General features: G+C 66.3%; 22 protein-coding genes. 12 read left to right on the plus strand and 10 right to left on the minus strand.

Going from position 1 to position 22,603, the window contains the following annotated elements; genetic code table 11:
* Positions 1-169: 169 nt before the first annotated feature.
* The 6 genes from JQT59_RS14710 (at position 170) to pyrE (ending at position 7,239) form a co-directional block, all read left to right on the plus strand.
* Positions 170-1,156, plus strand: coding sequence for an alpha/beta hydrolase (locus JQT59_RS14710; RefSeq protein WP_249354608.1), 987 nt, complete (start codon positions 170-172; stop codon positions 1,154-1,156).
* Between the two features lie 148 nt (positions 1,157-1,304).
* Entirely contained in the window at positions 1,305-3,857 is a 2,553-nt protein-coding gene (gene clpB / locus JQT59_RS14715) for an ATP-dependent chaperone ClpB (RefSeq protein ID WP_213576750.1), read from the plus strand.
* 173 nt (positions 3,858-4,030) lie between these two features.
* Positions 4,031-4,912 carry a DUF5666 domain-containing protein gene (locus JQT59_RS14720; protein ID WP_213576751.1) on the plus strand — a complete coding sequence of 294 codons (882 nt, stop codon included), beginning with the start codon at positions 4,031-4,033 and terminating at the stop codon, positions 4,910-4,912.
* Positions 4,913-5,007: 95 nt separating this feature from the next.
* A complete protein-coding gene (locus JQT59_RS14725; RefSeq protein ID WP_249354610.1) occupies positions 5,008-5,790 on the plus strand; it encodes a TtfA family protein in 783 nt (260 codons plus the stop codon).
* A 67-nt stretch (positions 5,791-5,857) separates the two neighbouring features.
* On the plus strand, positions 5,858-6,685 hold the full coding sequence (locus tag JQT59_RS14730) for an SDR family NAD(P)-dependent oxidoreductase (RefSeq protein WP_213576753.1): 828 nt from the start codon (positions 5,858-5,860) through the stop codon (positions 6,683-6,685).
* Between the two features lie 20 nt (positions 6,686-6,705).
* Complete coding sequence (gene pyrE, locus JQT59_RS14735; protein WP_213576754.1) at positions 6,706-7,239, plus strand: orotate phosphoribosyltransferase; 534 nt, start codon at positions 6,706-6,708, stop codon at positions 7,237-7,239.
* Positions 7,240-7,308: 69 nt separating this feature from the next.
* Here pyrE and JQT59_RS14740 read toward each other — a convergent pair whose 3' ends face one another.
* Together JQT59_RS14740 and JQT59_RS14745 are read right to left on the minus strand one after the other, a co-directional pair.
* Positions 7,309-8,715, minus strand: coding sequence for a condensation domain-containing protein (locus JQT59_RS14740; RefSeq protein WP_502939824.1), 1,407 nt, complete (start codon positions 8,713-8,715; stop codon positions 7,309-7,311).
* On the minus strand, positions 8,715-9,131 hold the full coding sequence (locus JQT59_RS14745; RefSeq protein ID WP_213576756.1) for a hypothetical protein: 417 nt from the start codon (positions 9,129-9,131) through the stop codon (positions 8,715-8,717). The genes JQT59_RS14740 and JQT59_RS14745 overlap by 1 nt, the downstream gene beginning before the upstream one ends.
* A 359-nt stretch (positions 9,132-9,490) precedes the next feature.
* Between JQT59_RS14745 and JQT59_RS14750 the strand changes: the two genes are divergently transcribed.
* Entirely contained in the window at positions 9,491-13,369 is a 3,879-nt protein-coding gene (locus tag JQT59_RS14750) for an nSTAND1 domain-containing NTPase (protein WP_213576757.1), read from the plus strand.
* 75 nt (positions 13,370-13,444) lie between these two features.
* On the opposite strand, the gene JQT59_RS14755 is transcribed toward JQT59_RS14750, so the two are convergent.
* The 6 genes from JQT59_RS14755 to JQT59_RS14780 form a co-directional block, all read right to left on the minus strand.
* Positions 13,445-13,900, minus strand: coding sequence for an SRPBCC family protein (locus tag JQT59_RS14755; protein WP_213576758.1), 456 nt, complete (start codon positions 13,898-13,900; stop codon positions 13,445-13,447).
* The gene (locus JQT59_RS14760; protein ID WP_213576759.1) at positions 13,897-15,441 is read right to left on the minus strand and encodes a flavin-containing monooxygenase; all 1,545 of its coding nucleotides are present in this window, start codon (positions 15,439-15,441) and stop codon (positions 13,897-13,899) included. The genes JQT59_RS14755 and JQT59_RS14760 overlap by 4 nt, the downstream gene beginning before the upstream one ends.
* A 179-nt stretch (positions 15,442-15,620) precedes the next feature.
* On the minus strand, positions 15,621-16,067 hold the full coding sequence (locus tag JQT59_RS14765) for a DUF4190 domain-containing protein (RefSeq protein ID WP_213577758.1): 447 nt from the start codon (positions 16,065-16,067) through the stop codon (positions 15,621-15,623).
* An 87-nt stretch (positions 16,068-16,154) separates the two neighbouring features.
* Positions 16,155-16,565 (minus strand): MerR family transcriptional regulator, encoded by a 411-nt coding sequence (locus tag JQT59_RS14770; protein ID WP_213576760.1) that lies wholly within the window; start codon positions 16,563-16,565, stop codon positions 16,155-16,157.
* A 40-nt stretch (positions 16,566-16,605) separates the two neighbouring features.
* Positions 16,606-18,126, minus strand: coding sequence for a SulP family inorganic anion transporter (locus JQT59_RS14775; RefSeq protein WP_213576761.1), 1,521 nt, complete (start codon positions 18,124-18,126; stop codon positions 16,606-16,608).
* Positions 18,033-18,236, minus strand: a complete 204-nt coding sequence (locus JQT59_RS14780) for a hypothetical protein (protein ID WP_213578390.1) — start codon at positions 18,234-18,236, stop codon at positions 18,033-18,035. The genes JQT59_RS14775 and JQT59_RS14780 overlap by 94 nt, the downstream gene beginning before the upstream one ends.
* A 223-nt stretch (positions 18,237-18,459) precedes the next feature.
* Here JQT59_RS14780 and JQT59_RS14785 point away from each other — a divergent pair, with 223 nt between their 5' ends.
* The 3 genes from JQT59_RS14785 (at position 18,460) to JQT59_RS14795 (ending at position 19,727) form a co-directional block, all read left to right on the plus strand.
* On the plus strand, positions 18,460-18,972 hold the full coding sequence (locus tag JQT59_RS14785; RefSeq protein WP_213576762.1) for a DnaJ family domain-containing protein: 513 nt from the start codon (positions 18,460-18,462) through the stop codon (positions 18,970-18,972).
* 118 nt (positions 18,973-19,090) lie between these two features.
* Complete coding sequence (locus JQT59_RS14790) at positions 19,091-19,525, plus strand: hypothetical protein (protein WP_213576763.1); 435 nt, start codon at positions 19,091-19,093, stop codon at positions 19,523-19,525.
* Between the two features lies 1 nt (position 19,526).
* Positions 19,527-19,727 (plus strand): DUF6186 family protein, encoded by a 201-nt coding sequence (locus JQT59_RS14795; protein WP_213576764.1) that lies wholly within the window; start codon positions 19,527-19,529, stop codon positions 19,725-19,727.
* A gap of 259 nt (positions 19,728-19,986) precedes the next feature.
* Here the strand turns inward: JQT59_RS14795 and JQT59_RS14800 are convergent, their stop codons facing one another.
* Complete coding sequence (locus JQT59_RS14800) at positions 19,987-20,628, minus strand: ScbR family autoregulator-binding transcription factor (RefSeq protein ID WP_159924838.1); 642 nt, start codon at positions 20,626-20,628, stop codon at positions 19,987-19,989.
* 137 nt (positions 20,629-20,765) lie between these two features.
* On the opposite strand from JQT59_RS14800, the gene JQT59_RS14805 reads away from it, so the two are divergent.
* A complete protein-coding gene (locus JQT59_RS14805) occupies positions 20,766-21,473 on the plus strand; it encodes a lysoplasmalogenase family protein (RefSeq protein ID WP_213577760.1) in 708 nt (235 codons plus the stop codon).
* Here JQT59_RS14805 and JQT59_RS14810 read toward each other — a convergent pair.
* Positions 21,457-21,903: a hypothetical protein gene (locus JQT59_RS14810; RefSeq protein ID WP_208960733.1), complete on the minus strand. Its 447-nt coding sequence runs from the start codon at positions 21,901-21,903 to the stop codon at positions 21,457-21,459. The two genes, JQT59_RS14805 and JQT59_RS14810, sit on opposite strands and share 17 nt — an antisense overlap.
* A gap of 101 nt (positions 21,904-22,004) precedes the next feature.
* Between JQT59_RS14810 and JQT59_RS14815 the strand changes: the two genes are divergently transcribed.
* Positions 22,005-22,601, plus strand: coding sequence for a DUF6636 domain-containing protein (locus JQT59_RS14815; RefSeq protein ID WP_213576765.1), 597 nt, complete (start codon positions 22,005-22,007; stop codon positions 22,599-22,601).
* Positions 22,602-22,603 lie beyond the last annotated feature (2 nt).

Raw genomic sequence — 22,603 nt, forward strand, 5'->3', positions numbered from 1 at the left:
GCGGGTCGCGCGTGGGCGATCGTGACCGACAAGGCACGATATGCATCCGGTACCGGTCGGGAGGAAATCAGGGGGGGCCATGCGGGCTGACGGTGCAATACTGGGCGGTCCACGGCGGCGCGGCGGTGTCGTCAGGCGGCCGTCGACGGTGGCCGCGGGGGTGCTGGCCATGGTGCTCGCGGCCCTGACGGGCCTGCCGACAGCAGCGGCGGAGCCTCGCGGAGCTATCGAGACGATCACGGCCGACCAGGCCGCGGACGGATCGCGGCTGGTCGAGGTCAGGTCGGTGGGGGATGCGCAGGCCGACTTCATCGTCCATTCGGCCGCGATGGACAAGAACATCACCGTTCGCGTGTTTCCGGCCGCGTCGGCGCAGCGTCCCACCGTCTACCTGCTCGGGGGCGTGGAGGGTAACTCCGAGAAGAACGGGTGGGAACCCCGGGCAGACGTCGGGCGCTTCTTCGCTGACAAGGACGTCAATGTGGTCATTCCGTTCGGCGGCGAGTCCAGTTACTACGCCGATTGGAAGCGGGACGACCCGAAGCTGGGCAGGAACAAGTGGCAGACCTTCCTCACCGAGGAACTGCCGCCCATCCTCGATTCCGCCCTCGATGCCAGCGGAAGCAATGCGGTCGCGGGGCTGTCGATGTCCGCCACGAGCGTGCTCAATCTCGCGATCGCGCGGCCGGGACTGTATCGAAGCGTCGGCGCCTACAGCGGCTGCGCGATGACCAGCAATCCCGTGGCCCGCCGATACGTCGAGATCACCGTCGCGGATTTCGGTGGCAACCCCGAGAACATGTGGGGCCCCGCCGACGACCCGCTGTGGATCGCCAATGATCCGTTCGTCAACGCCGAACGACTTCGGGGCACCACCCTCTATCTGTCCAACGGAACCGGATTCCCCGGAAAGCACGACACGTTGGAGTCCCGCACGGTCGGCGGCGACCGCGGCACCCTCGCCACCCAGGTGGTGGTCGGCGGAGTAATCGAGGCCGTCACGAATGACTGCACGGTTCGGCTGGCCGAGAAGCTGAACACGCTCGGCATCCCCGTCACGGTCGACCTCCGGCCGGCCGGCACCCATTCCTGGGAGTATTGGAAAGAGGACCTCTACACCTCGTGGCCGATGATGGCAGCTGCGATCGGCGCCTGAAAGTGGGCACGATGGTGGAGGAACTCCAAAAAATCCAAAGTTGAGCGGAACAGACTCAACCTTTCGTGCGTTAAGAAGAGTGACAGCGTCGCCAGGTCCCTCCCGGCTCCGGCGACGGACCGCTCTACTTCGCCAGAAGAGGTGACCAGTGGACTCGTTCAATCCGACCACCAAGACCCAGGCCGCGATGACCGCTGCGCTCCAGTCGGCGTCGTCGGCCGGTAACCCCGACATCAGGCCCGCGCATCTACTCGTGGCCCTGCTCGATCAGACCGACGGCATCGCCGCACCGCTGCTCAAAGCGGTCGGGGTCGATCCCACCGCGGTCCATCGCGAAGCTCAGAACTTGGTCGACCGGCTGCCCAAGACATCCGGGGCCACCACCACACCGCAGTTGGGGCGCGAAGCCCTCGGCGCCATCACCGCTGCGCAACATCTCGCCACCGAACTCGACGACGAGTACGTGTCCACGGAGCACCTCATGGTGGGGCTCGCGTCCGGCGACTCGGACGTCTCTCACCTCCTCGGACGGCACGGTGCCACCCCGGAGGCCCTGCGCGACGCGTTCACCACCGTCCGTGGCAGCGCTCGCGTCACCAGCCCCGACCCCGAGGGGACATACCAGGCGCTCGAGAAGTACTCGACCGACCTCACCGCCGCGGCACGGGCAGGCAAGCTCGACCCCGTGATCGGGCGCGACAACGAAATCCGTCGAGTCGTCCAGGTATTGAGCCGCCGGACCAAGAACAACCCGGTGCTGATCGGCGAGCCGGGTGTCGGTAAGACCGCCATCGTCGAAGGGCTGGCTCAGCGCATCGTCGCGGGCGACGTTCCCGAATCGCTGCGCGGCAAGTCCGTCATCTCCCTCGACCTCGGTTCGATGGTGGCGGGCGCCAAGTACCGCGGCGAGTTCGAAGAACGGCTCAAGGCAGTTCTCGACGACATCAAGAACTCGGCCGGCCAGGTCATCACGTTCATCGACGAGTTGCACACCATCGTCGGCGCCGGTGCGACCGGTGAATCCGCGATGGACGCCGGAAACATGATCAAGCCGATGCTGGCCCGCGGTGAACTTCGGCTCGTCGGCGCCACCACGCTCGACGAGTACCGCAAGCACATCGAGAAGGACGCGGCCCTCGAACGGCGTTTCCAGCAGGTCCTCGTCGGCGAACCCTCCGTCGAGGACACCGTCGGCATCCTGCGCGGACTCAAGGAACGGTACGAAGTGCACCACGGTGTGCGCATCACCGACTCCGCGCTGGTCGCCGCCGCCGCCCTCAGCGACCGCTACATCACCTCCCGGTTCCTCCCCGACAAGGCCATCGACCTCGTCGACGAGGCGGCGTCGCGGCTGCGGATGGAAATCGACTCCCGTCCCGAGGAGATCGACACCGTCGAACGTATCGTCCGTCGCCTCGAGATCGAGGAGATGGCGCTGCAGAAGGAGTCCGACGAGGCGTCGAAGGAACGGCTCGACAAGCTGCGCCAGGAACTCGCGGACGAGCAAGAGAAGCTCAACCAGCTCACCACGCGGTGGCAGAACGAGAAACAGGCCATCGACTCCGTCCGCGAGGTCAAGGAGCAGCTCGAAAACCTGCGCGGAGAAGAAGAGCGCGCCGAACGCGACGGCGACCTCGGCCGCGCAGCCGAACTGCGGTACGGCAAGATTCCGCAGCTCGAGAAGGAACTCGAGCAGGCGGCCCGTGAGTCCGGCGCCGCCGGCGACGGCGACGTCATGCTCAAGGAAGAGGTGGGTCCCGACGACGTGGCCGACGTGGTGGCAGCGTGGACCGGCATTCCCGCCGGCCGCATGATGGAAGGCGAAACCGCCAAGCTGCTGCGCATGGAAACCGAACTGGGTAAACGTGTGGTCGGGCAGACGGAGGCTGTGCAAGCGGTGTCCGACGCCGTCCGGCGGGCCCGCGCCGGGGTGGCCGACCCCAACCGGCCCACCGGTTCGTTCCTGTTCCTCGGCCCCACCGGTGTCGGTAAGACCGAGCTCGCGAAGTCGCTGGCCGACTTCCTGTTCGACGACGAGCGCGCCATGGTGCGCATCGACATGTCGGAGTACAGCGAGAAGCATTCGGTGGCCCGTCTCGTCGGTGCCCCGCCCGGATATGTGGGGTACGAGTCGGGCGGCCAGCTCACCGAGGCCGTGCGCCGACGCCCGTACACGGTCGTGCTGTTCGACGAGGTGGAGAAGGCCCACCCCGACGTCTTCGACATCCTGCTCCAGGTACTCGACGACGGCCGGCTCACCGACGGGCAGGGGCGCACCGTCGACTTCCGCAACACCATCCTGATCCTCACCTCCAACCTGGGGTCGGGTGGAACCAAGGAACAGGTGATGGATGCGGTGCGGCACGCGTTCAAGCCGGAGTTCATCAACCGTCTCGACGACGTCGTGATCTTCGACGCCCTGTCGGAGGAACAGCTCGAAGCGATCGTCGACATCCAGCTCGACCAGCTGTCCCACCGCCTCGAGGCGCGGCGGCTGTCCCTGGACGTCTCCGACTCCGCGAGGTTCTGGTTGGCGGTTCGCGGGTACGACCCCATGTACGGTGCCCGGCCGCTGCGGCGACTCATTCAGCAGGCCATCGGCGACCAGTTGGCGAAGAAGCTCCTCGCCGGTGAGGTCAAAGACGGTGACACCGTGCCGGTGAAGGTGTCCGAGAACGGTGATTCGCTGGTCCTCGGCTGACCCGCCCGTGAGTGGCGAGGTGCGCCCGGCGCGCCTTGCCGCTCACGCCTTGTTTTCACAGGGCCGTCTTAAGTTGCGCTACTACCCTGAACCCCCGAACGGGCCGCGCTGCGCGTGAAGGCCGCACGAGCATGTTCGACCGGCAACCACACCCCGAGGGAGGGGCCCCGACCATGACGAACTCCGACGATCCGCGTACTCCTCAGGAACGCGCGTACGACGACTCGGCGACATCGGGACCCGACGGCACGGAGTCGTGGTCGCGAGACGAGCAGCGGACGGAGTACCTGGGCAGCACCCCCGAACAGCCCACGCAACAGTTCTACACGTCCGACCCCACCGCGGCGTACGGGCAGAACCAGCCGAACCCCACGCAGGCGCTCCCGCCGTACGACCCCAGATTCGACTCGGGGGCGCCGCCTCCCAACGCCACGCAGGCCTATCCGCCGTACGACGCGCAGCAGTACTACGGCGGGTATCCCACCGGGCAATATTCCCATGCCCAGTACCCGAACCCCCAGTACCCGCCTCAGCCGCCGGGCGAGGAACCTGACGACAAGAAGCCGCGCCGCGTCGCCACGTGGATTGCCGGCGCTGCAGCCGCCTTGCTGCTGATCGCCGTCATCGGTTTCGGTATCGCGCTCTTCACGTCGGCGCCGAACAACTCCTCGTCGTCGACGGTGGCGGGACCAACCACGTCACGCCCGCCTGCGACCACCGCACCGCCGAGGACCAGCGCGCCCCCGTCCACGACATCCGAGTCGCCGCTCGACCAACTCCCCGGCGGAATCGGCGAGGCCATCGGCGAGGCGGGTGCTGCCTTCGGAACGATCAGCGCCAACGACGGCACGACGCTGACCCTCGACGCCATCGGCGGATCACAGGTGACGGTGCAGACCAACCCCCAGACCAACGTGATCGCCCTGGACGGGGCCACCGTCGCCGATCTGAAGCCCGGATTCACCGTCATGGTTCAGGGCACCAAGATCGAGAACGGCTCGATGATGGCGGAGACGATCATCAGCACGGAGCTGCCCCGGCTCGGTGGCAACTGACCATCGTGTCCTCGGGGCCGTCCGACACGGGGTGTCCCGGTACCGCATGGTCCGATTGCGCCGTCGACTCGCTAGGCTGATCACCGATGACGGGAATGTGGTTCGTACTGGCGTTGATCGCACTCGCAGGCGCGTGTGTGTTGCTTTATTTCGATCGCTCGCGGCGCGATCAGACCGGCCGTGTGCGGCAGATCTGGGCGAAGGCTCAGGGCTACACCTACGAGAGCGTCGAAGAACGGTTGCCGGCCCAATTCCACCGCGCCGCTATGGCCAAGCAGGAGTACCTCAGCGCCCTCGATGTCGTGCGGGGCGAACGTCGGGGTGAGTCGTTCATCCTGTTCGACTTGGAGGAAACCGCGACCATCGTCGCGGTGCACCGCAAAGTGGGCTCCGATGTCGACATCGACCTCCGGCTCAAGTCGACGCCGCCGCCCAAGGATGCGGACCTCGAGTTGCTGGGGGCCATCGGGCCGCGGGTCGTTTTCGCCACTGACCTCGAGATCGCGCGCCGCGTCTGCGATCAGCGGATGGTCGCCTTCACCGAGTCGGTTCCTCCGCACGTGAACATGCTGTGGAGTGAGGGGGAGTGGACCCTCGGTTCGCTGCCCATCAACAGCACCGGGCGCGAATGGGATTCGGCGATCGAGGCGGTGGCCCGGCTGTCCGGTCTGCTGCACGTCCTCCCGCCGGTCATCGAGCCACGCGAACTCGATCGTCAACCTCACGACCCGGGCCGGCCGCGACTGCGCGAAGGACGCCCAGCCGCGGGACGTCCAGCCGAAGGGCGCCCAGCCGAGGGGCGCCCAGCCGAAGGGCGTGCCTCGGCGCCGCACCCGCCGGCCGGTGGTCGTCCTCCCCAGGGGCGCGCCCGCCCGTGAGTGGTTGACGAGTCCAGGGACTCGTTAACCGCGCACAGGCGTGCCGCGCCTTGCTACCGTCACCGGTATGTCGACGCCTTCGAGTTCCGCCGACCTCCCGTCCGCTTCCGACGACACCCCCACGCGACCGGTCGCCCTCGTCACCGGCCCCACCTCCGGGCTGGGCGCGGGGTTCGCCCGCAAGTTCGCCTCGCTGGGTTACGACCTGGTGCTGGTCGCCCGTGACGAAGGGCGGATGCGCGAGCTCGCCACCGAGACCAAGGCGAGGTTCGACACGGAGTGCGAGATCCTTCCCGCCGATCTGGCGACGACCGCGGGTCGCTTGGAAGTGGCCGGGCGTCTGAACCAGGGCGTCGATGTACTGGTCAACAACGCGGGCTTCGGCACCTCCGGTGAGTTCTGGACCGCCGACCCCGGGCTGCTGCAAGCTCAGCTCGATGTCAACGTCACTGCCGTCATGCAGCTCACCCGGGCGGCGCTGCCGGCAATGATCGCGTCGGCCAACGGCACTGTCATCAACGTGGCCAGTGTGGCCGGGCTTCTCTCCGGCCGCGGCTCCACCTACTCGGCAAGCAAGGCGTATGTCATCTCGTTCTCCGAGGGGTTGTCGGGAGGTCTGGCGGGGACAGGTGTTCGCGTGCAGGCGTTGTGCCCGGGATTCATTCGCACCGAGTTCCACGAACGCGCCGGAATCGAAATGACTTCCATCCCCAAGGTCATGTGGCTCAGCGTCGAGCAAGTGGTGGCGGCCTCCCTGGCGGATCTCGAGAAGGGAAAGGTCGTCAGCGTCCCGGGCGCCCAGTACAAGGTGCTTACTTCGGTGGGACGGCTGGTCCCGAAGAGCGTTGTGCGTCGCCTCACCAACGTGGTCGGCCGGGGCCGTGGCCGCACGTAGCGGTGGGTAGGGTTTCTGTCATGAGTGATCGCGAGGATTTGGCCGCGCTGGTGCGGGAGCTGGCTGTAGTGCACGGCAAAGTGACGTTGTCCTCGGGCAAGGAAGCCGACTACTACGTGGACCTGCGCCGCGCGACGCTGCATCACGAGGCCGGCCCGCTGATCGGGAAATTGCTTCGTGAGCTGGTGTCGGATTGGGACTTCGACGCGGTGGGTGGACTCACGATGGGAGCCGACCCGGTGGCGATGGCCGTCATGCACGCGGCGGGCAGGCCGATCGACGCGTTCGTCGTCCGTAAGGCAGCCAAGGCGCACGGGATGCAGCGCCAGATCGAGGGACCGGACGTGGTCGGCAAGCGGGTTCTCGTCGTCGAGGACACCACCACCACCGGCAATTCCCCCCTGACCGCGGTGAAGGCGCTCCGTGACGTGGGCGCCACCGTGGTCGGTGTTGCCACCGTCGTCGACCGCGCCACCGGAGCCGACGACGTGATCGCGGCCGAGGGGCTGGAGTACCGGTCGCTGCTCGGCCTCGCAGATCTCGGACTGAACTGACTCAGGGCAGCGACGGGAAGATGGGTGATCACCCCGTCGCTGCCACTTCGGGGAGCGAGTCGGTGCGTATTACGAATACGCGGGGACCGGTGTCGTGATGTCGTTGCGGACGACCTCGGTGAACACCGATTCCAGTTGATCGAGGAACCGGGAGATCGTGGAATGCGCCGTCGCCGTATCGGGATATCGCGAACGTAACGACAGCCCCTCTCCGGTACGCGACACCCAGAACTGAGCGTCATCGCACACCGTCACATTGCTGATGTGGTGTGCGTTCATCGCCCGAAGCTCTTCGGGGCAGGCGACTTTGCGGTAGTCGATGTACGAGACCATGAACAGGTCGGTTCGGGTTCGCCGGTATCCGTCACCCACTCCACGACGCACCTGTTCCATGGACAGCCCCTTCAGCGAGAGTGCGGTGCGGAACGACGCGTGAGTGCCGGTCAGCGTCGACTCGAACGACCCGTCCGCTGACACCGGAACCACGATCGGGGCAGTGGCAGTGAGCCACCCGATGGAGTCCTTCCACCGGTGATTGTGGCGGGTGTGCAGGGGAAACTGCAGTGGCAGGTGGAGCGGGCCGCCTTCCCGTTGCAACGCGGTGCCGATTGCGCTCAGCACACCAGTGAACATGCTGCCTCCTGCTCGTAGGCAGTTCTCTTCCAACCGTGCGGTGCTGGGACCGTCGAGGATCACCCGGACATCGGACGCCTGCCGCGCCGGTCTTCCCTGCTCGACGCCGAGGTCCAAGGGGAATGTGGGAGCTGTCCCACCGCAGCGCTCGTAGAAGTTCGACCACGCCCGGATTCTCGGATCGCTGTCGTCGATGGCCGTATCCACGGCTTCCGTTTCACAGTACGAAATGAAACTTCCCGGGTCGCCGAGCACCTTTCCGATCTGCGTGTCGTCCGTCGCCGGTGCTGACGTGATCAGGTCGTAGATCTGCCGTAATTCGCGCAACGCGATCACGAGGGACAGCCCGTCCACGATGGTGTGGTCGAACGCCGCGATGACGGTGCTCGATGTGGGCCTTTGCACGATGGCGAAAAGATAGGCGGGAAACGTCAGGGGGTCGCACTCCGCGGTGAAGCGGGTGCGCAGGTGTGCGCGGAGCGACACGGGGTTGTCGAACCGGACGGGATGTGATTCTTTCAGCGCAACGGCATCAGGTGGCACCATGAGGCGCTCGATGCGTGTGGGATGGACGTCGAAGCCCGTCCACAGTGCATCGTGCCTACGGATGAATATCTCGAATGTGCGCCGTACAGCGCTGCGGTCGAGTGTGCCCGGCAGATCCAGGCTGCCTGCCATCCACACGCTGCGACCGAATCCGTGTGCCCGGGCGGTGTCGAGGTGGAAACGCTGGTTGTAGCTGGGCGGAATATCCGACTTCAGTGAAGCCGCAGTTGGTAGCAGGGTCCATTCTGTGAGCGTGCCGGGTTCGATGTCGTAGCGATCGATCGAGGTCACGTGCATCAGCGTTCTCCGCTGTCCGGGCGCAGGCTCGTGAGGGCGCGTTCGATGCAGCCGTAGGCGGCGACGGTGATGATGGCCAGCGGGCCCGCGGCGACCGCGGCCAGCCTCTGCCCTACGGCGTTGACGAATACGATGACGTTCTGCAACGACAGTTCGTCGGTCGTCTTTCCCACGAGCGCTCCGATCCCGCATTCCCGAATCGTCCGCACGATGATCGACCCGGCCGCCGACGGCGCAGCGGTTTCGGCGTCGGCAGGATTTGCGACCCCGATCACGCCGGCGGAAACGGTCGTGTCCGAGGTGAGGGCCGCCGTGGTTGTGCTGGTCTGGGGTGTCGTTTCCACTGCACCGGCCGAGCCGGTGCTTGCGGCCATTGCGATCAGTGCAGCGGCGAGGATGACGAAGAATTGCCTCATATCTGGATATGCCCTTTCGTGCGGAGAATGGAGTGCTGGGCATTATTCGAAAAATGCCGAGTGTGATGAGAATCCCGATGTGTCCCGTTGATTCTTGGCCATTGATCGGTGAACGGAACCAGCTTTGTCCGTAGAGCTGGTCTTGGCTCACTCCGAAACGGACACCGAAGTCATCGATCCTGGTAGCAGGGCATAAAATTCCATCCGGACCGGATCCGGCCCGGTGGCGGCGAGATCGCGGCGGAGTGGTAGTTCTATGATTTCGGTCTCAATTACTTGGATTGCCGGTCCCGAATCTGCGATAACAACTGCGCACCTTTGTGTCCGCGGGTGTGCGGGAATTCGAACTCGGAGCGCTGATGGAATATCCCGGTGACCACGATCACCCCCGAGTGCTTTTCGCTGAACGATTCGCGCTGCTCTACGAATTGGCCGGTCGCCCCGTTCTGAAACGGCTCGCCGATCGCGCGAACTCCACGATTCCCGTCACCGAGTCGAGACGGGCCGTGTTCGTGTCCGCACAACGCCTCTCCGACTGGCGTACCGGTCGCAATGTGCCGGCCCGGTTCGATGGTCTGGTCCCGACCCTGCGGGTCCTGATCGGTGCGGCCCGGACCCGACATCCCGGCCCCCGTTCGGACGGGCTCTACTCGATCCGGCAGTGGCAGGTGCTCTGGGAGCGGGCGCAGCGCAGCGAACCGGCGCGCGGTGACGCGGGTCGCGACTGCCCCGCGGGGGCCACCGACCGGGGGCCCGAAACCGCCGAATGCCCGTACCGCGGGCTGACAGCCTTCGGTGTCGAGGACAGCCGGTACTTCTTCGGGAGGCAACGGGCGACCTCGGCTCTCCTCGCCGCGGTCCTCGACAGCGATGACGACGTCGCGCTGACAGTTCTGGTGGGGGCGTCCGGTTCGGGGAAGACGTCGTTGCTCCACGCCGGGCTCGTCCCGGCGCTGGAACGGGGCCGTTCCGTCGTGACCCTCACTCCGGGCCGCGACCCCGTCGGCACACTCGAACGCTCCTTCGACGAGGAGCGGGAGACGCCGTGCGTTCTTATCGTCGACCAGTTCGAGGAACTCTTCACACAGTGCCGGGACGAGGATGTTCGGCGGCGCTTCGTCGGTGTGCTCGTGCAGACCGCGCGAAGCCGCGCGTATTCCGAAACGCCGGTCGACGCGGTGGTGGTGGCCGTGCGCGCCGATTTCTACGAGCGGTGTGTGGACTACCCCGATCTGGCGGTCCGTCTTCAAGAGGGCCAGATGGTTCTCGGACCCATGACGCGTGACGAGGTTCGGACGGCCGTCAGCGGTCCTGCCGCCTTGGTGGGTGTTCCGCTCGAGCCCGGCCTCGTCGACATCATCGTGCGCGACCTCGGCGACGGAAACGGCGCTGCATACAGCTCGGGTGCCCTGCCGCTGCTGGGGCACGCCCTCTTGGCAACGTGGGAGGCACGGGCAGGTGATTCCCTCACCGTGAGGGCCTACGAGTCCGTGGGCGGGGTACGCGGTGCTGTCGCGCGTACCGCCGAGGCGGTCTGGGAAGCGCTGACCCCCGCGGAACAGGTGGCGGCGAGGCAGATACTGATGCGGCTCGTCGCCGTCGGCGATGACGGTCCGGATACTCGGCGCAGCCTGAGCCCCCCGCAGGTCCTCGAGGGATGTTCGAATACCAGTGCCGGAACCAGCGCGATGAATGCCTTGACCGCTGCGCGGTTGGTGACCCGTGATGCGTCGGGGGTCGAACTCGCGCACGACGCGGTGTTCGAGGCGTGGCCTCGGCTTGCCGTGTGGCTGAGCGAGGATCGGGCGGTCGCCGTCCTGCATCAGCGGATCGACAAGGACGCCCTGGAGTGGGAGAGGCATGACCGTGACGGTTCGCTGCTCTACCGGGGCGTGCGGTTGGATGCGGCGCTTCGGTGGCAAGCGGACAGTCGCACAGGCCGTATGGGTGCGTCGACGCGTTCTTTCCTGGCGGCGGGAAGGCGACACGACCGTCTCGCCCGGTTGCGACGCCGAGGAGCTGTCACCGCGCTGGCACTGCTGACCGTCCTCACCACGATCGCGGCACTCACGGCGCACGCGCAGCGAGTGTCTGCCGACGAGGAGCGCACGACGGCACAGTTCGCGGAAATTCTCGCGCAGGCCGCGCGCACGCAGAACCCCGATCCGTCCATGTCGGCCCGGCTTTCGTTGCTCGCGACCCAGCTGCGGCCTCAGGACGACACCGCAAGGTCGATGCTGCTCGCGTCACAGAATGCCCCGCTCGCCGACCGACTCGGAAGCCACGACGGTGCAGTCTATTCCGTGGCTGTCGGGCCCGGCGGAGTAGTCGCGTCCGCCAGTTACGACCGAACGATCCGATTGTGGAACCCGGCGGCCACCGGGACCCGCGGTTCGTTCGCGGCGTCCCTCACCGGGCACACGAGCTGGGTCACCAGCGTGGCCTTCAGTCCCGACGGGCGAATGCTCGCCAGCGGCAGTGGTGACAGCACAGTCCGGCTGTGGGACATCCGCGATCCCGCCCGGCCCACCGAACTGGGGCAGCCGCTCGTCGGGCACTCCGGAGCTGTGTACATGGTGGCCTTCAGCCCCGACGGGCGCACCCTTGCGAGCGCCGGTGACGATGGAACGACCCGGCTGTGGAACATCGAAGATCCGAGGGCTGTAGGGGACCGTGCAGCACCGCTCAGCGGTCACACGGGCGCTGTCCGCACAGTGGCTTTCAGCGCCGACGGGCGAACGCTCGCCACGGGAAGCGACGATCACACGGCGATGCTCTGGGATCTGAGCGATCCGGCGCACCCCGTGGCGTCCGGCCGGGTGGTCGGGCATGCCGACACCGTGCATTCGGTCGCTTTCAGCCCGGACGGGCGACTTCTCGTGACGGGGAGCGACGATCACAGCGTTCGGCTGTGGCGCCTCGACCGCCCGGGTTCGCCGGTCGCCACCCGAGAACCCCTGATCGGGCACAACGCCGCGGTCTGGTCGGTGTCCTTCGGTCCGGACGGTTCGTCGCTTGTCTCCGCGAGCTGGGACGGAACCGCCCGGGTCTGGTCGCTGATCGACCCGGACCGGCCGACGTTGCTCGGAAAACCCCTTGCTGGAAGCAGCGGCGGACTCACGACTGCGGTGTTCACCCGAGACGGCAAGGCGGTCGTTACCGGAGGTCAGGACGGGACTGTGCGAAAGTGGGCGCTACCGACCGCAGTCGTTGCCGGACACACCTTGCGGGTCACGACACCCGTGCTCGACGGGTCCGGAACCGTCGCCGTCACGGCGTCCCGGGACGGGACTATTGCCTTGTGGCGGATGGGAAACGGGCATCCGCCAGTGCTCACTGCACGGCTACTGTCGGGGGGCGGTGTGGGAGTCGAGAACGTCGCTTTGTCGGCGGATGGTTCGGTGCTCGCGACCGCGGGCGTGGGCACGGGGGAGGTGCAGCTGTGGAACGTCGCCGGCGGCACGGCCGTTCCGGCCGGACCACCCCTCGAGATCGCCGCGCGCTACACCCACGAGTTGGCTTTCAGTCAGGACGGGGCGTTGCTTGCCACCGCTGCGGACGACCAGTCGCTCACTCTCTGGAGCCTCGCGAACAGGGCGCGTCCCGTCCAGGTGGGAAGTGCGCTTTCCGGCGCCGCCGGATGGATCAACGCCGTTGCCTTCAGCCCCGACGGACGTGTCCTCGCGGCGGGCAGTAGTGACAAGACGGTGCGATTGTGGGACGTGTCCCGCCCCGAAAGGCCCGGTGCTGTCCGGACTTTGAGCGGTCACCACGGTGCGGTCAACGCCATCGCCTTCAGTCCTGACGGGCGCACCCTGGCCAGTGGCAGCGACGATCAGACGATCCGCGTGTGGCCCCTCACCGCGGAGACCGGCGACAAATCAGGTGAAGCCGCGGTGCTGTCCGGTCACACGAGCACCGTCCGCTCGGTCGCGTTCAGTCCCGACGGCCGGATCCTGGCCACCGGGAGCGACGACCAGTCCGTGCGCATCTGGGACGTCTTACACCTGCGCGCGCTGGGCGGTTCACTGGTACCGGATGGAACGGTCCGATGGCGAGTTGCGTTCGGTGCCCGGTCTGACGTGCTGATGGCGACGGGGGAAGCCGGCGCCGTTCGAGTACTCGACCTCGACCCGCACACTGCCGAGGCCAGGGTGTGCGCGAACACACCCGATCCCTCGACAGTCGAATCGTGGCAGCAGCTTGCTCACGGGCCAGTGGCAGCGCCCTGTGGCTGACACCAGAGCACAGATCAGTCGGCATCCGCGGCCGTGACGACCTTTGTTCTCGGGTCAAGATGCCCGCCATCCGGGTCAGGACGAGCGCTGCGCCGCCTGTTCCACCTGACGTCGCAGGGTGGCATCGGTGTGTCGGATTGCCTGCGCCACAAACGGTTCGACGATCCGCGCCAGCGCCTTCCCGGCAAGTCCGCCGGGAAGCTCGTAGTGGAAGTCGACGGTCAGTCGGGTCGCTTCTTCGCTGACAGGCTCGAATCGCCACTGCGAGTGGGTGGTGAGGCCGTCGATCGAATCGAGCTGGATCAGTGCGTTCTCTTCCCACGCCGTGATCTCGACGACCGAGCCCAGTGTCTTGGGGCCGACCCGCATCGCCGCGTTGTAGACGGCACCGAGTCCGCGGACGGGTTCGCCGACGGGATCGAACTGGGTGATCCCGAAAAGCCAGGACGGCACGTGCGTGTAGTCGTCGAGATACGCGAAACAGGCGGCGAGCGGAGCTTGGGCTACGGCGGTGTGATGAATCTCGATCATGACGACTTTCCTGTGGAATGGGCGGACGACGAGTGCCGGTAAGGCCGGACCGCGTAGTTCTCGAGGTCGAATCGGGCGAGGCGGCGTCGCAGTGATCCGGTGGACCACGGCCAGGCCGCGAAGTTCTTGCCGTCGGCGTCGAGGTAGTAGCTACTGCATCCGCCGTTGTTGAAGACCGTGGGGGCCAGGCCCTTCTGGACGGCGTCGTTGAATGCGCGGAACGGCTCCTCGCGGACCTCGAGTACTTCGATGTTCTGCTGTTCGGCCTTGGTCAAGCCGTCGATGACATAGTCGAGCTGGGTCTCGGCCAGTCCGAGAAACGAGTTGTACACCAAGATGTTCGGGCCGAGCATGATGTAGGCGTTCGGTGCGCCAGGAGTGGTGGTGGCCAGATAGGCCTCGGGACTCTTTGCCCACTTCTCCGACAGAAGGCGTCCGTCGCGTCCGCGAATGCGGCTCGCGATGGGTGGGTGGCTCACATCGAATCCGGTACCGAAGATGATGACGTCCACCTCGCGTCGAGTGCCGTCGGCGGCCACCACCGACTGCCCCTCGACCGCGACGAGCGCGTGGGGAATCAGCTCGACGCCCGGCTTCGTCAGTGCAGGCAGATAGGTGTTGGACAGCAGGAGTCGCTTGCACCCCAAGGTGAAGTCCGGGGTGAGCGACGCTCGGAGCTCGGGGTCGGGCACCTGGGCCGCGAGCCAGCGGGTGCCGATGGGGTTGAGTAGGCGTGCGGTCCGTTCGCGCCGCATCGCCAGGGTGAGGGTCCGCAGCACCACGTCCAGAACGTGCCGAAATGCCTGCTGTACGGCCGGAACTCGACCGAACACCCATTGCGCCATGCGCGGGAACGGAAAGTCGAGACGTGGGACGACCCAGGCGGGAGTGCGCTGGAAGACGTACAGCTGCGCCACGTCCGGTTGGATCTCCGGAATGAACTGCACGGCGGACGCGCCCGTTCCCACCACCGCCACCCTTTTGCCGGTGAGATCGACATCGTGATTCCAGCGCGCCGAGTGAAAGATCTCGCCGGCGAAGCCGTCGATTCCGGGGAGTTCTGGTGTCTTCGGTTCGGTGATCGGTCCTGCCGCGAAAATGACGTGCTGGGCGACCATCGTGCCCTGGGTGGTGTCGAGGACCCAGCGTCGGCGGTCTTCGGACCACGCTGCCTCGATCAGCTCCGTGTGCATCGAGATCTTGGATCGGACGCCGAACTTGTCGACCGTTTTCTCGATATACGACAGCAGTTCCGGCTGTAGTGCAAAGTTGCTCCGCCATTGCGGGTTGGGATTGAAGGAGAACGAGTACACCGGTGCGGGTATGTCGACACCGCAGCCGGGGTAGGTGTTCTCCCGCCACACGCCGCCGACGCGTGCTGATTTCTCGAGCACGAGGTAGTCCGTGATTCCGGCCTTTTCCAGCTTGACCGCTGCGGCGACGCCGGACAGACCGGCGCCGACTACGGCGGCCGACAGATGCCGTTCGGCCTCGGAGGCCTGGGAGGCGACGCCGGCCTGCTGCGGGGCACTCACTGTCATGTCCTCTTCCTGGGCCGAGGTGGAACGGTCACCGATAATTAACTGAGACTCGATGTCACAGTAAAAGGAAGAAGGCGCAATGGCAAGTGGCGCTCCGCGCCCGTGCGCCTTTCTGGTAGCGGTGGCAACCAGAAAGGCGCACGGAGCGGCTGGAAAGCTCGAGAGATGGCTCGGGAAACTTACGGCTGAGGGACCTCGACGCTATCGGGCAGCTTGTCCCGCATCTTGTCGAGTTCCTGCTCGATTCGTTCGACGGCACTGTCGTTGTTGAGCACAGTGACCATTCCGGCCGCGAAAGCTATCGAGATGACGATCGCCAGCGCGCTCAGTACAGTGCCGGCAATCGCCACGCCTTTACCGGTGATACCCACCTTGCGGGACGCCCTCAGTCCGAGGATGCCGAGAATCAGCCCGATGATGCCCAGCACCAGTCCGACCGGAGACAGGATCACGATCAGCACGCAGACGAGGGCGGCAACACCAATAGCGAGGGCGAATGCGGCAGCAGTACTGGTACGTGCGGGTTTGGTGACTACTCGTTGCTCGACGTCGACGGAACGACCGTCGATATCGGTCACTCGATGCGGGTCGTTTTCGTCGCCGCGGCCTGTCAGTGGTCTGCTCATCATTGCCTCCGGGCGTAGTCGATCTAAGGTGTACAACGCATGCCCGGTTCGGTGGCCTTCAAACCGTATCGGTGAGGGGCCGGGTGCCTACTCGGTCGCGGCGTGGTCGGCGAGCAGGGCGGTCAACTCTTCGGCGTAGGCGACTTGTGTGCGGAGTTTGCGGCAGCTTTCCTCCGCCCGCGTGTGGCAGTCGGTGACGAATGCCTGGGCGTTGGCGCGTTCGTCGGCTGCGGGGTCGGACGCCAGAATCTCGAGCGAGTCGAGGAGCTGGCGCATCTCGTCGAGGGTGAATCCGAGCGGCTTCATCCGCCGGATGACGAGCAGGCGTTGGACATCAGCATCTGTGTAGAGGCGGAAGCCGCCGGCGCTGCGTTCAGAAGGCCGTACCAGGCCGACCTCGTCGTAGTGGCGGATCGTCTTGATCGACAGTTCGGTGCGTTCGGCGACCTCACCGATCTGCATGTGCCGCAATGCCGAACCCTCGATGCGGTCCGTCATCTGCTCACCTTTCTCTGCATTCGTCCGGGCACTGATGATGTCAGTGCTCGGCACCCATCTGCCCGCTCAGGCGCACGTGGCGTTCGGCGGAGGCGGCGTTGAGGCCGACGATCTCCACGTTCTTACCCTTGGCAGCGTATTTCGTGGTGACCGCGTCGAGGGTCGCGACGGTCGAGGCGTCCCAGATGTGGGAGTCGGACAGGTCGATGATGACGTTCTCCGGATCGCCGACGTAGTCGAACTGGTAGATGAGGTCGTTGCTCGAGGCGAAGAACAGTTCGCCGCGCACCTTGTAGATGCGGGTGTTCTCGTCGGGGTGGGCAACGTCCACCACTTCGGTCAGGTGCGCGACCCGGCGGGCGAAGAGCACCATTGCGGTGACGACACCGACGATCACCCCATAGGCGAGGTTGTGGGTGGCAACGGTGACCGCGACGGTCGCAAGCATGACCAATGTTTCGCTACGGGGCATGCGCCGCAACGTCTTCGGGGCGATGCTGTGCCAGTCCAGGGTGCCGACCGAGACCATGATCATCACCGCGACCAGGGCAGCCATCGGGATCAGCGCGACGATGTCGCCGAGTCCGACGACGAGGATCAGCAGGAACACCCCGGCCAGGAAGGTGGAGATGCGGGTGCGGGCTCCGGAGACCTTGACGTTGATCATGGTCTGGCCGATCATGGCGCAGCCGCCCATGCCGCCGAAGATTCCGGTGACAATGTTCGCCACACCCTGCCCCCAGCCTTCGCGGGTCTTGTCCGAGTGGGAGTCGGTGATGTCGTCGACCAGCTTCGCGGTCATCAACGACTCGAGCAAGCCCACCAGGGCCATCGCCAACGCGTAGGGCGCGATGATCGACAGCGTGTCCATGGTGAACGGCACGTCCGGGATCACCCAGGACGGCAGCGAAGACGGTAGCTCGCCTTCGTCGCCGACGTTCGGGACGTTCAACGCGAAGATCACGGTGGCAGCGGTGAGCAGCACAATGGCCACCAGCGGGGCGGGGATCGCGGTCGTGAGCTTGGGCAGGAACACCATGATCAGCAGTCCGGCCGCGACCATCGGATAGACCAGGGCGGGGACTTCGATCAGGTGCGGCAGCTGCGCGGTGAAGATCAAGATCGCGAGAGCGTTGACGAAGCCGACCATCACACTGCGCGGGATGAATCGCATCAGTTTCGCGACACCGAGCAGGCTCAGGACGATCTGCAGCACACCGGCCAGCAGGACGGCGGCGATCAGGTAGTCCATGCCGTATTCCCGCGACAGCGGCGCGACGACGAGGGCGATCGCACCGGTCGCCGCCGAGATCATCGCGGGGCGGCCGCCGACGAAAGCGATGGTCACCGCCATGGTGAAGGAGGCGAACAACCCGACCTGGGGATCGACCCCGGCGATGATCGAGAACGAGATCGCCTCCGGGACCAGGGCCAGCGCGACCACCAGTCCGGCCAGTACCTCAGTCTTCAATCGGCGAGGAGATCGAAAGGCATCACGAACAGACCCTTCGTCGAGGACGCGGTCGTCGTGCCGGGGCCGGTCGTTCTGGGGCACTGCCATTCACTCCGTTCGCACCAGTGCAGGCGCACAGTGCTGTCGAGTCGAAGCGCCGCCGTGGCGCCGAGGGTCGGTCTGCGGACGAAGACGATCCGCGCGAATCCTTCGTCCACCCGCGCAGACTCTACCCTCACGGGAGGGTAGAGTTTGAACCGGTCGATAGATTCAAGACTCCTTTGGCCGGATGCTGAGGGATTGGCCGGCGAGTCCCGCGAATCGGTGCGCGGATGCAGAGCGTCTGCCACGGGTCGGTGACGTGGTCCGCGCCGAGTTCGGGGAGATTCGGCGACCCACGACTTGCTGCCGCAGTGCCGCACATCCTGGGAGAATCGGTGTATGACCGAGCGCAAGCCTCCCGAGGTGAGCTTCGAGAGCTGGATCGACAAGCAGATCCGGCTGGCGCAGGAGCGCGGCGACTTCGACAACCTTCCCGGAGCAGGTAAACCGATACCACTGTCCGGCGACGTCGATGACGAGTTGTGGTGGGTCAAGGGTTATTTGCGGCGCGAGAACCTGCCCCTCGACGCACTGCTACCCACGCCGCTGCAGTTGCGCAAGCAGATCGAGCGGCTCCCCGAGACGGTCCGCGGAATACCGTCGGAGGACGCGGTGCGCGAGATCGTGCATCAGCTCAACCTCGAAATCGTGGCCTGGTTGCGCGCGCCGTCCGGTCCGCGAGTGCCGGTCAGCCCCGTCGACGCGGACGAGGTGGTGTCGCAGTGGCGAATGGACCGCCGCGCGGTGCGCACGCCGCCCCCATCGCTGCCGCCGTCCGTAGAGAACCCGCCGTTCGCAGAGAACCAGCCGCCGACGCCGCGACCGCGGCGGTGGTGGCGTCGGGGACGGTGACCGGTCAGGCGCCGGGCGGCCAGGGTTGCGCGGGTGCGACCCTGGCGGCCGGAGCAGCACGCGACGGACCAGGGTGGGGGTGGCTGGTGCGATGAAATCGCTTCTCCGAAAAGTTGATGTGCCCAGTGCTGTTGGTGTAGCCGGGCTGGTGATCACGGCGCTCTACGCATACTGGGCAACCGGACTGGAGCCGTTCACGGGCCTTGCCTACATCGCCGTCGGAATACCCGTTGTTCTGCTGGCCGGTGTGGCCGTCATCGGCGGCGCTCCCGAACCTCGGGACAACGGCATGCCACGGGCAGGGGAGATCACGCTACGCTCGGTGCTCCCGTGGCTGGTTTTGCTTTTTGTTGCCGCCGGCCTCGAAGGACTCGGTCTCGCCCTGGGTGGCCGGTCCACCACCGTTCCCACACTCAGCACGGTGATCGATCATGCGCTGGCGTGGCATCCGGTTCGATTCGTCCTGTTTTGCGGATGGCTTGCTGTCGGCGGAGGCCCAGTCGTCCGGATGTACCACAGGTGGGTGCGACCCCATTCTTCCGCGGGAGGGTGAGGTGATAGTCACGATCATCTGGCTGATGTTGATCGGCACCGGCATCGGCATCGAGTTGTACAGCCGCCGGGCCGGCGGACGGTGGTCGAGCCTTGCGAACGTCGTCTCCGCGCTGTGGGCCCGGCCCGCCGGACGACTACTTCTCGTCGGCCTCTGGGCTTTCGCTGGGTGGCACATGTTCGCCCGGTACACCCTGCCCTGATCGCCTGGTCAACCGCCGTCCAAGTGCGACTTCGGGGCCGTGCCGGTGCCGGAGCTGTGAGCCCGAAGCGGGTGAGTGCGTCGCGCCGCTGGCGGCCGAGGGCTGTGGGACCTGCGGTTCGCAACCGGCGATGCGGCAACAGGGCACGGGGCATCCCAAGCAGACCGAATGATGTTGCCGAAGAAATGAATGGGGCCGAATCGACGTCATCGGAGTCCGGGGTGGCGAGCCGTCGTGCGCTCGCTTTGTGCCTCGGCAATCAGGAGGCGAGGTCGTCACGTGCGGCGGCAAGCTCGAGTAATCGGGGCAACATGTCGGGGGCGGCGATCGAGGGGAGCAGCAGCGCCCACATGTCGGCGAGGCGTTCGTACAGGTCGGCTCGACCGCTCAGTGCCTCGGACACGAGTTGCATCCCGGTGAAGGAACTCACCAGGAAGCGGGCAAGAGCGGCGGAATCGACCGTCGCCCGAAGCTCACCCGCGGCTGTCGCCTTGACGGCCAGTGCCACGAGCGTGTCGGTCCAGTCGATGTAGGGATCGGTGGCCGGTCCGCGAGAATTGCCGAGTTCGAGGGTGAGACGGACCCCCGCCCGGACGATCGGTTCGGTCAGCAGTTGCCGCGCCATTTCCTTGGCGCACAGGACGATAGCCTCCATCGGGGACTGGGCCGTGGCGAGCACTCGCTGCGCCGCCAGCATCGACATGGCGTGCTGCTCCTTGATCACCGCCCAGGCGAGGGCTTCCTTGGACTCGAAATGGAAGTACAAGGCACCCTTCGTGACATTGGAGTACGCAAGTATCCGGCTCAGGCTGGCGCCGCCGTAGCCGAGCTTCTCGAAGCTGAGCGCGGCGCCTTCCAGGACCTGATGGCGGGTGGCTGCCGCGCGTGCCTGTACTGCCATGACCTTTGCCTCCCGATCGCCCTCGTCGCCGTCGCATTCCAACCTCCAGTCAACCACTCGAGCGCGCGGTACCCTCGGCGCGACCGCAAGTGTGGGAGGAAGATGTGACGTCGAAGGATGACTGGGGTCTGGAGCACATGGTGTTCGCGGGGGCGACTGTGGCCACCGTGGTCGGCGCTGTGACCGGACGCGAGCGACTGCAGAAGTTCGCGAAGCCTCTGATCGCTCCGGCACTGGCGGCCCGGGTCGTGCGCCGGCGAGGCGCGACCGACTCCGTGGACGCGGCGCTGTTGCTGGCCGGGCTCACGGGTGCGACGGTCGGTGACGTCTTCATGATCGACCCGGATGACGAGGCCCGCCTGGTGCGGGGCGCTTCGGCCTTCGCGGTCATGCAGGCGTGCTACTCGGCTTTGTTGCTGCGCAACGGTGCGCGTCCCATTCCGGCGGCGTGGGGTCCGCGGCTGGCCGGCTGGCTCGGGGCGGCCGTGTTGCTGCGGGCTCGGTCCGCCGGTGTCGCTGCACCCCTCACTGCTTATGGATCAGCCTTGGCTACGACGTCCACACTGGCTGCCGATCCGTCCCTCGCCCCCGGCGCAGGCGTCGTTGCGAGCGTGGCGATACCGAGCGGCGACCGGCGCAGCTGGCTCGGTCTGGGCGGGGTGCTGTTCACGGCGTCGGACGGGCTGATCGTGGTGCGGAGATTGTTCGTGCGAAGTGGCCGCGGCAGGGCTGCCTCCGAAGGACTGATCCTCGCCAGTTACGCCGCCGCGCAACTGTTGCTGGTCGAGGGGATGCTCGCGCTGCGCCGCCGGAACACAGGTCGCCGGGTCACGGGCACAGCATGATGCGGTCCCGATTGTTCGGGTCCACCAGGATTGTGATGGTTTCGCCGGGCACGAAACGGGTGGCCTCCTCGCGCCGCACCTCGTACACGACGCGTCCGGAGTAGCTCTCGGACCCCGGCACGGTCAACCGCAGATCCAGTTCGGTCAGTTCGCCGTTGTCGGGGGTGCGGCGAAGTGGTGTCACGCGCTCGATGCTGGCCCATCCTTCGAGCCCGCGCCGCGCGAGTTGGCGGTCTGCCCGGGAGGGTCGTTCGGCGGCCATCATGCCGAACCCGAGCGCCGACCCGAAGGCGGCGACCAGTCCCATGATCTGGTACGGAATCGTGGCCTCGGGGGTGTGCTCGATCAACCATCCCAGCCAGACTGCGAGGACGATGACGTAACCGGCTGTGATGAAGCAGACCGTACGCACGATTCGCTGATGATTCATCGTTGTGCCTCCGTGTCCAGGGTAGACCGCCGCGGGGACGCCGGGCAGTGGTGCCGTTAGAGTGCAGTGTCGGCAGCAGGCAAGTATGTGGAGGTGGCCGTATGGCGTGGCGTCGGGTGTCGTTGGTAGGTTTGAGCATTGGTGCTGCTCTGACGCTCGCAGCATGTGGGGGTTCGTCCGAGGCGGTGGCTCCGCCGACGACCACCACCACCGCAGCGCCGGTGACTACTACCACCACCACGGTTCCGCCAGTCACGACCACCACGACCACGATCGCGCCGACCACGACGACGGAAGCACCGACCACCACCCTCGTCGACGTTCCGTACGAGCACAACGAGTCGTACTTCTTCACCTCCCCGGACGGCGCATTCCAGTGCGGCATCATCAAGCTGCCGAGTCGCACGGAGGCGGGATGCCAGGGGTCGACCAGTCCGGTCCCGCCGCGGCCGGCAGACTGCATGGTCGACTGGGGCCACGGCATTCGCGTCGAGAACGAGGGTGAGGGAGCGTTCATGTGTGCCGGTGGCCTCGTGTACACCTCGGGCGATGCCGAACCTGATCCGGTGTTGCCTGCCGGATCCAAGCTCACCGAACTCGGCTACTCCTGCAGCACCACAGCGACCGCTGTGACGTGTGTCAACGACGAGACGTCCCACGGATTCACGGTCTCACCCGACTCCAACGAGACGTTCTGATT

Origin of the sequence: Rhodococcus sp. USK13 (genome assembly GCF_018343855.1) — a bacterium.
Classification (GTDB): domain Bacteria; phylum Actinomycetota; class Actinomycetes; order Mycobacteriales; family Mycobacteriaceae; genus Rhodococcus_F; species Rhodococcus_F oxybenzonivorans.

Bases quoted from the DNA above. Each gene is read 5' to 3' on its own strand.
- JQT59_RS14785 (WP_213576762.1), top strand. From the start codon at position 18,460: ATGACCGAGCGCAAGCCTCCCGAGGTGAGCTTCGAGAGCTGGATCGAC.
- JQT59_RS14740 (WP_502939824.1), bottom strand. From the start codon at position 8,715: ATGCACGTGACCTCGATCGATCGCTACGACATCGAACCCGGCACGCTC.
- JQT59_RS14755 (WP_213576758.1), bottom strand. From the start codon at position 13,900: ATGATCGAGATTCATCACACCGCCGTAGCCCAAGCTCCGCTCGCCGCC.
- JQT59_RS14725 (WP_249354610.1), top strand. From the start codon at position 5,008: ATGTGGTTCGTACTGGCGTTGATCGCACTCGCAGGCGCGTGTGTGTTG.
- JQT59_RS14805 (WP_213577760.1), top strand. From the start codon at position 20,766: ATGGTGTTCGCGGGGGCGACTGTGGCCACCGTGGTCGGCGCTGTGACC.
- pyrE (WP_213576754.1), top strand. From the start codon at position 6,706: ATGAGTGATCGCGAGGATTTGGCCGCGCTGGTGCGGGAGCTGGCTGTA.
- JQT59_RS14810 (WP_208960733.1), bottom strand. From the start codon at position 21,903: ATGAATCATCAGCGAATCGTGCGTACGGTCTGCTTCATCACAGCCGGT.
- JQT59_RS14770 (WP_213576760.1), bottom strand. From the start codon at position 16,565: ATGACGGACCGCATCGAGGGTTCGGCATTGCGGCACATGCAGATCGGT.
- JQT59_RS14775 (WP_213576761.1), bottom strand. From the start codon at position 18,126: ATGGCAGTGCCCCAGAACGACCGGCCCCGGCACGACGACCGCGTCCTC.
- JQT59_RS14765 (WP_213577758.1), bottom strand. From the start codon at position 16,067: ATGAGCAGACCACTGACAGGCCGCGGCGACGAAAACGACCCGCATCGA.
- JQT59_RS14730 (WP_213576753.1), top strand. From the start codon at position 5,858: ATGTCGACGCCTTCGAGTTCCGCCGACCTCCCGTCCGCTTCCGACGAC.
- JQT59_RS14710 (WP_249354608.1), top strand. From the start codon at position 170: ATGGTGCTCGCGGCCCTGACGGGCCTGCCGACAGCAGCGGCGGAGCCT.
- JQT59_RS14750 (WP_213576757.1), top strand. From the start codon at position 9,491: ATGGAATATCCCGGTGACCACGATCACCCCCGAGTGCTTTTCGCTGAA.
- JQT59_RS14745 (WP_213576756.1), bottom strand. From the start codon at position 9,131: ATGAGGCAATTCTTCGTCATCCTCGCCGCTGCACTGATCGCAATGGCC.
- JQT59_RS14760 (WP_213576759.1), bottom strand. From the start codon at position 15,441: ATGACAGTGAGTGCCCCGCAGCAGGCCGGCGTCGCCTCCCAGGCCTCC.
- JQT59_RS14720 (WP_213576751.1), top strand. From the start codon at position 4,031: ATGACGAACTCCGACGATCCGCGTACTCCTCAGGAACGCGCGTACGAC.
- JQT59_RS14815 (WP_213576765.1), top strand. From the start codon at position 22,005: ATGGCGTGGCGTCGGGTGTCGTTGGTAGGTTTGAGCATTGGTGCTGCT.
- JQT59_RS14800 (WP_159924838.1), bottom strand. From the start codon at position 20,628: ATGGCAGTACAGGCACGCGCGGCAGCCACCCGCCATCAGGTCCTGGAA.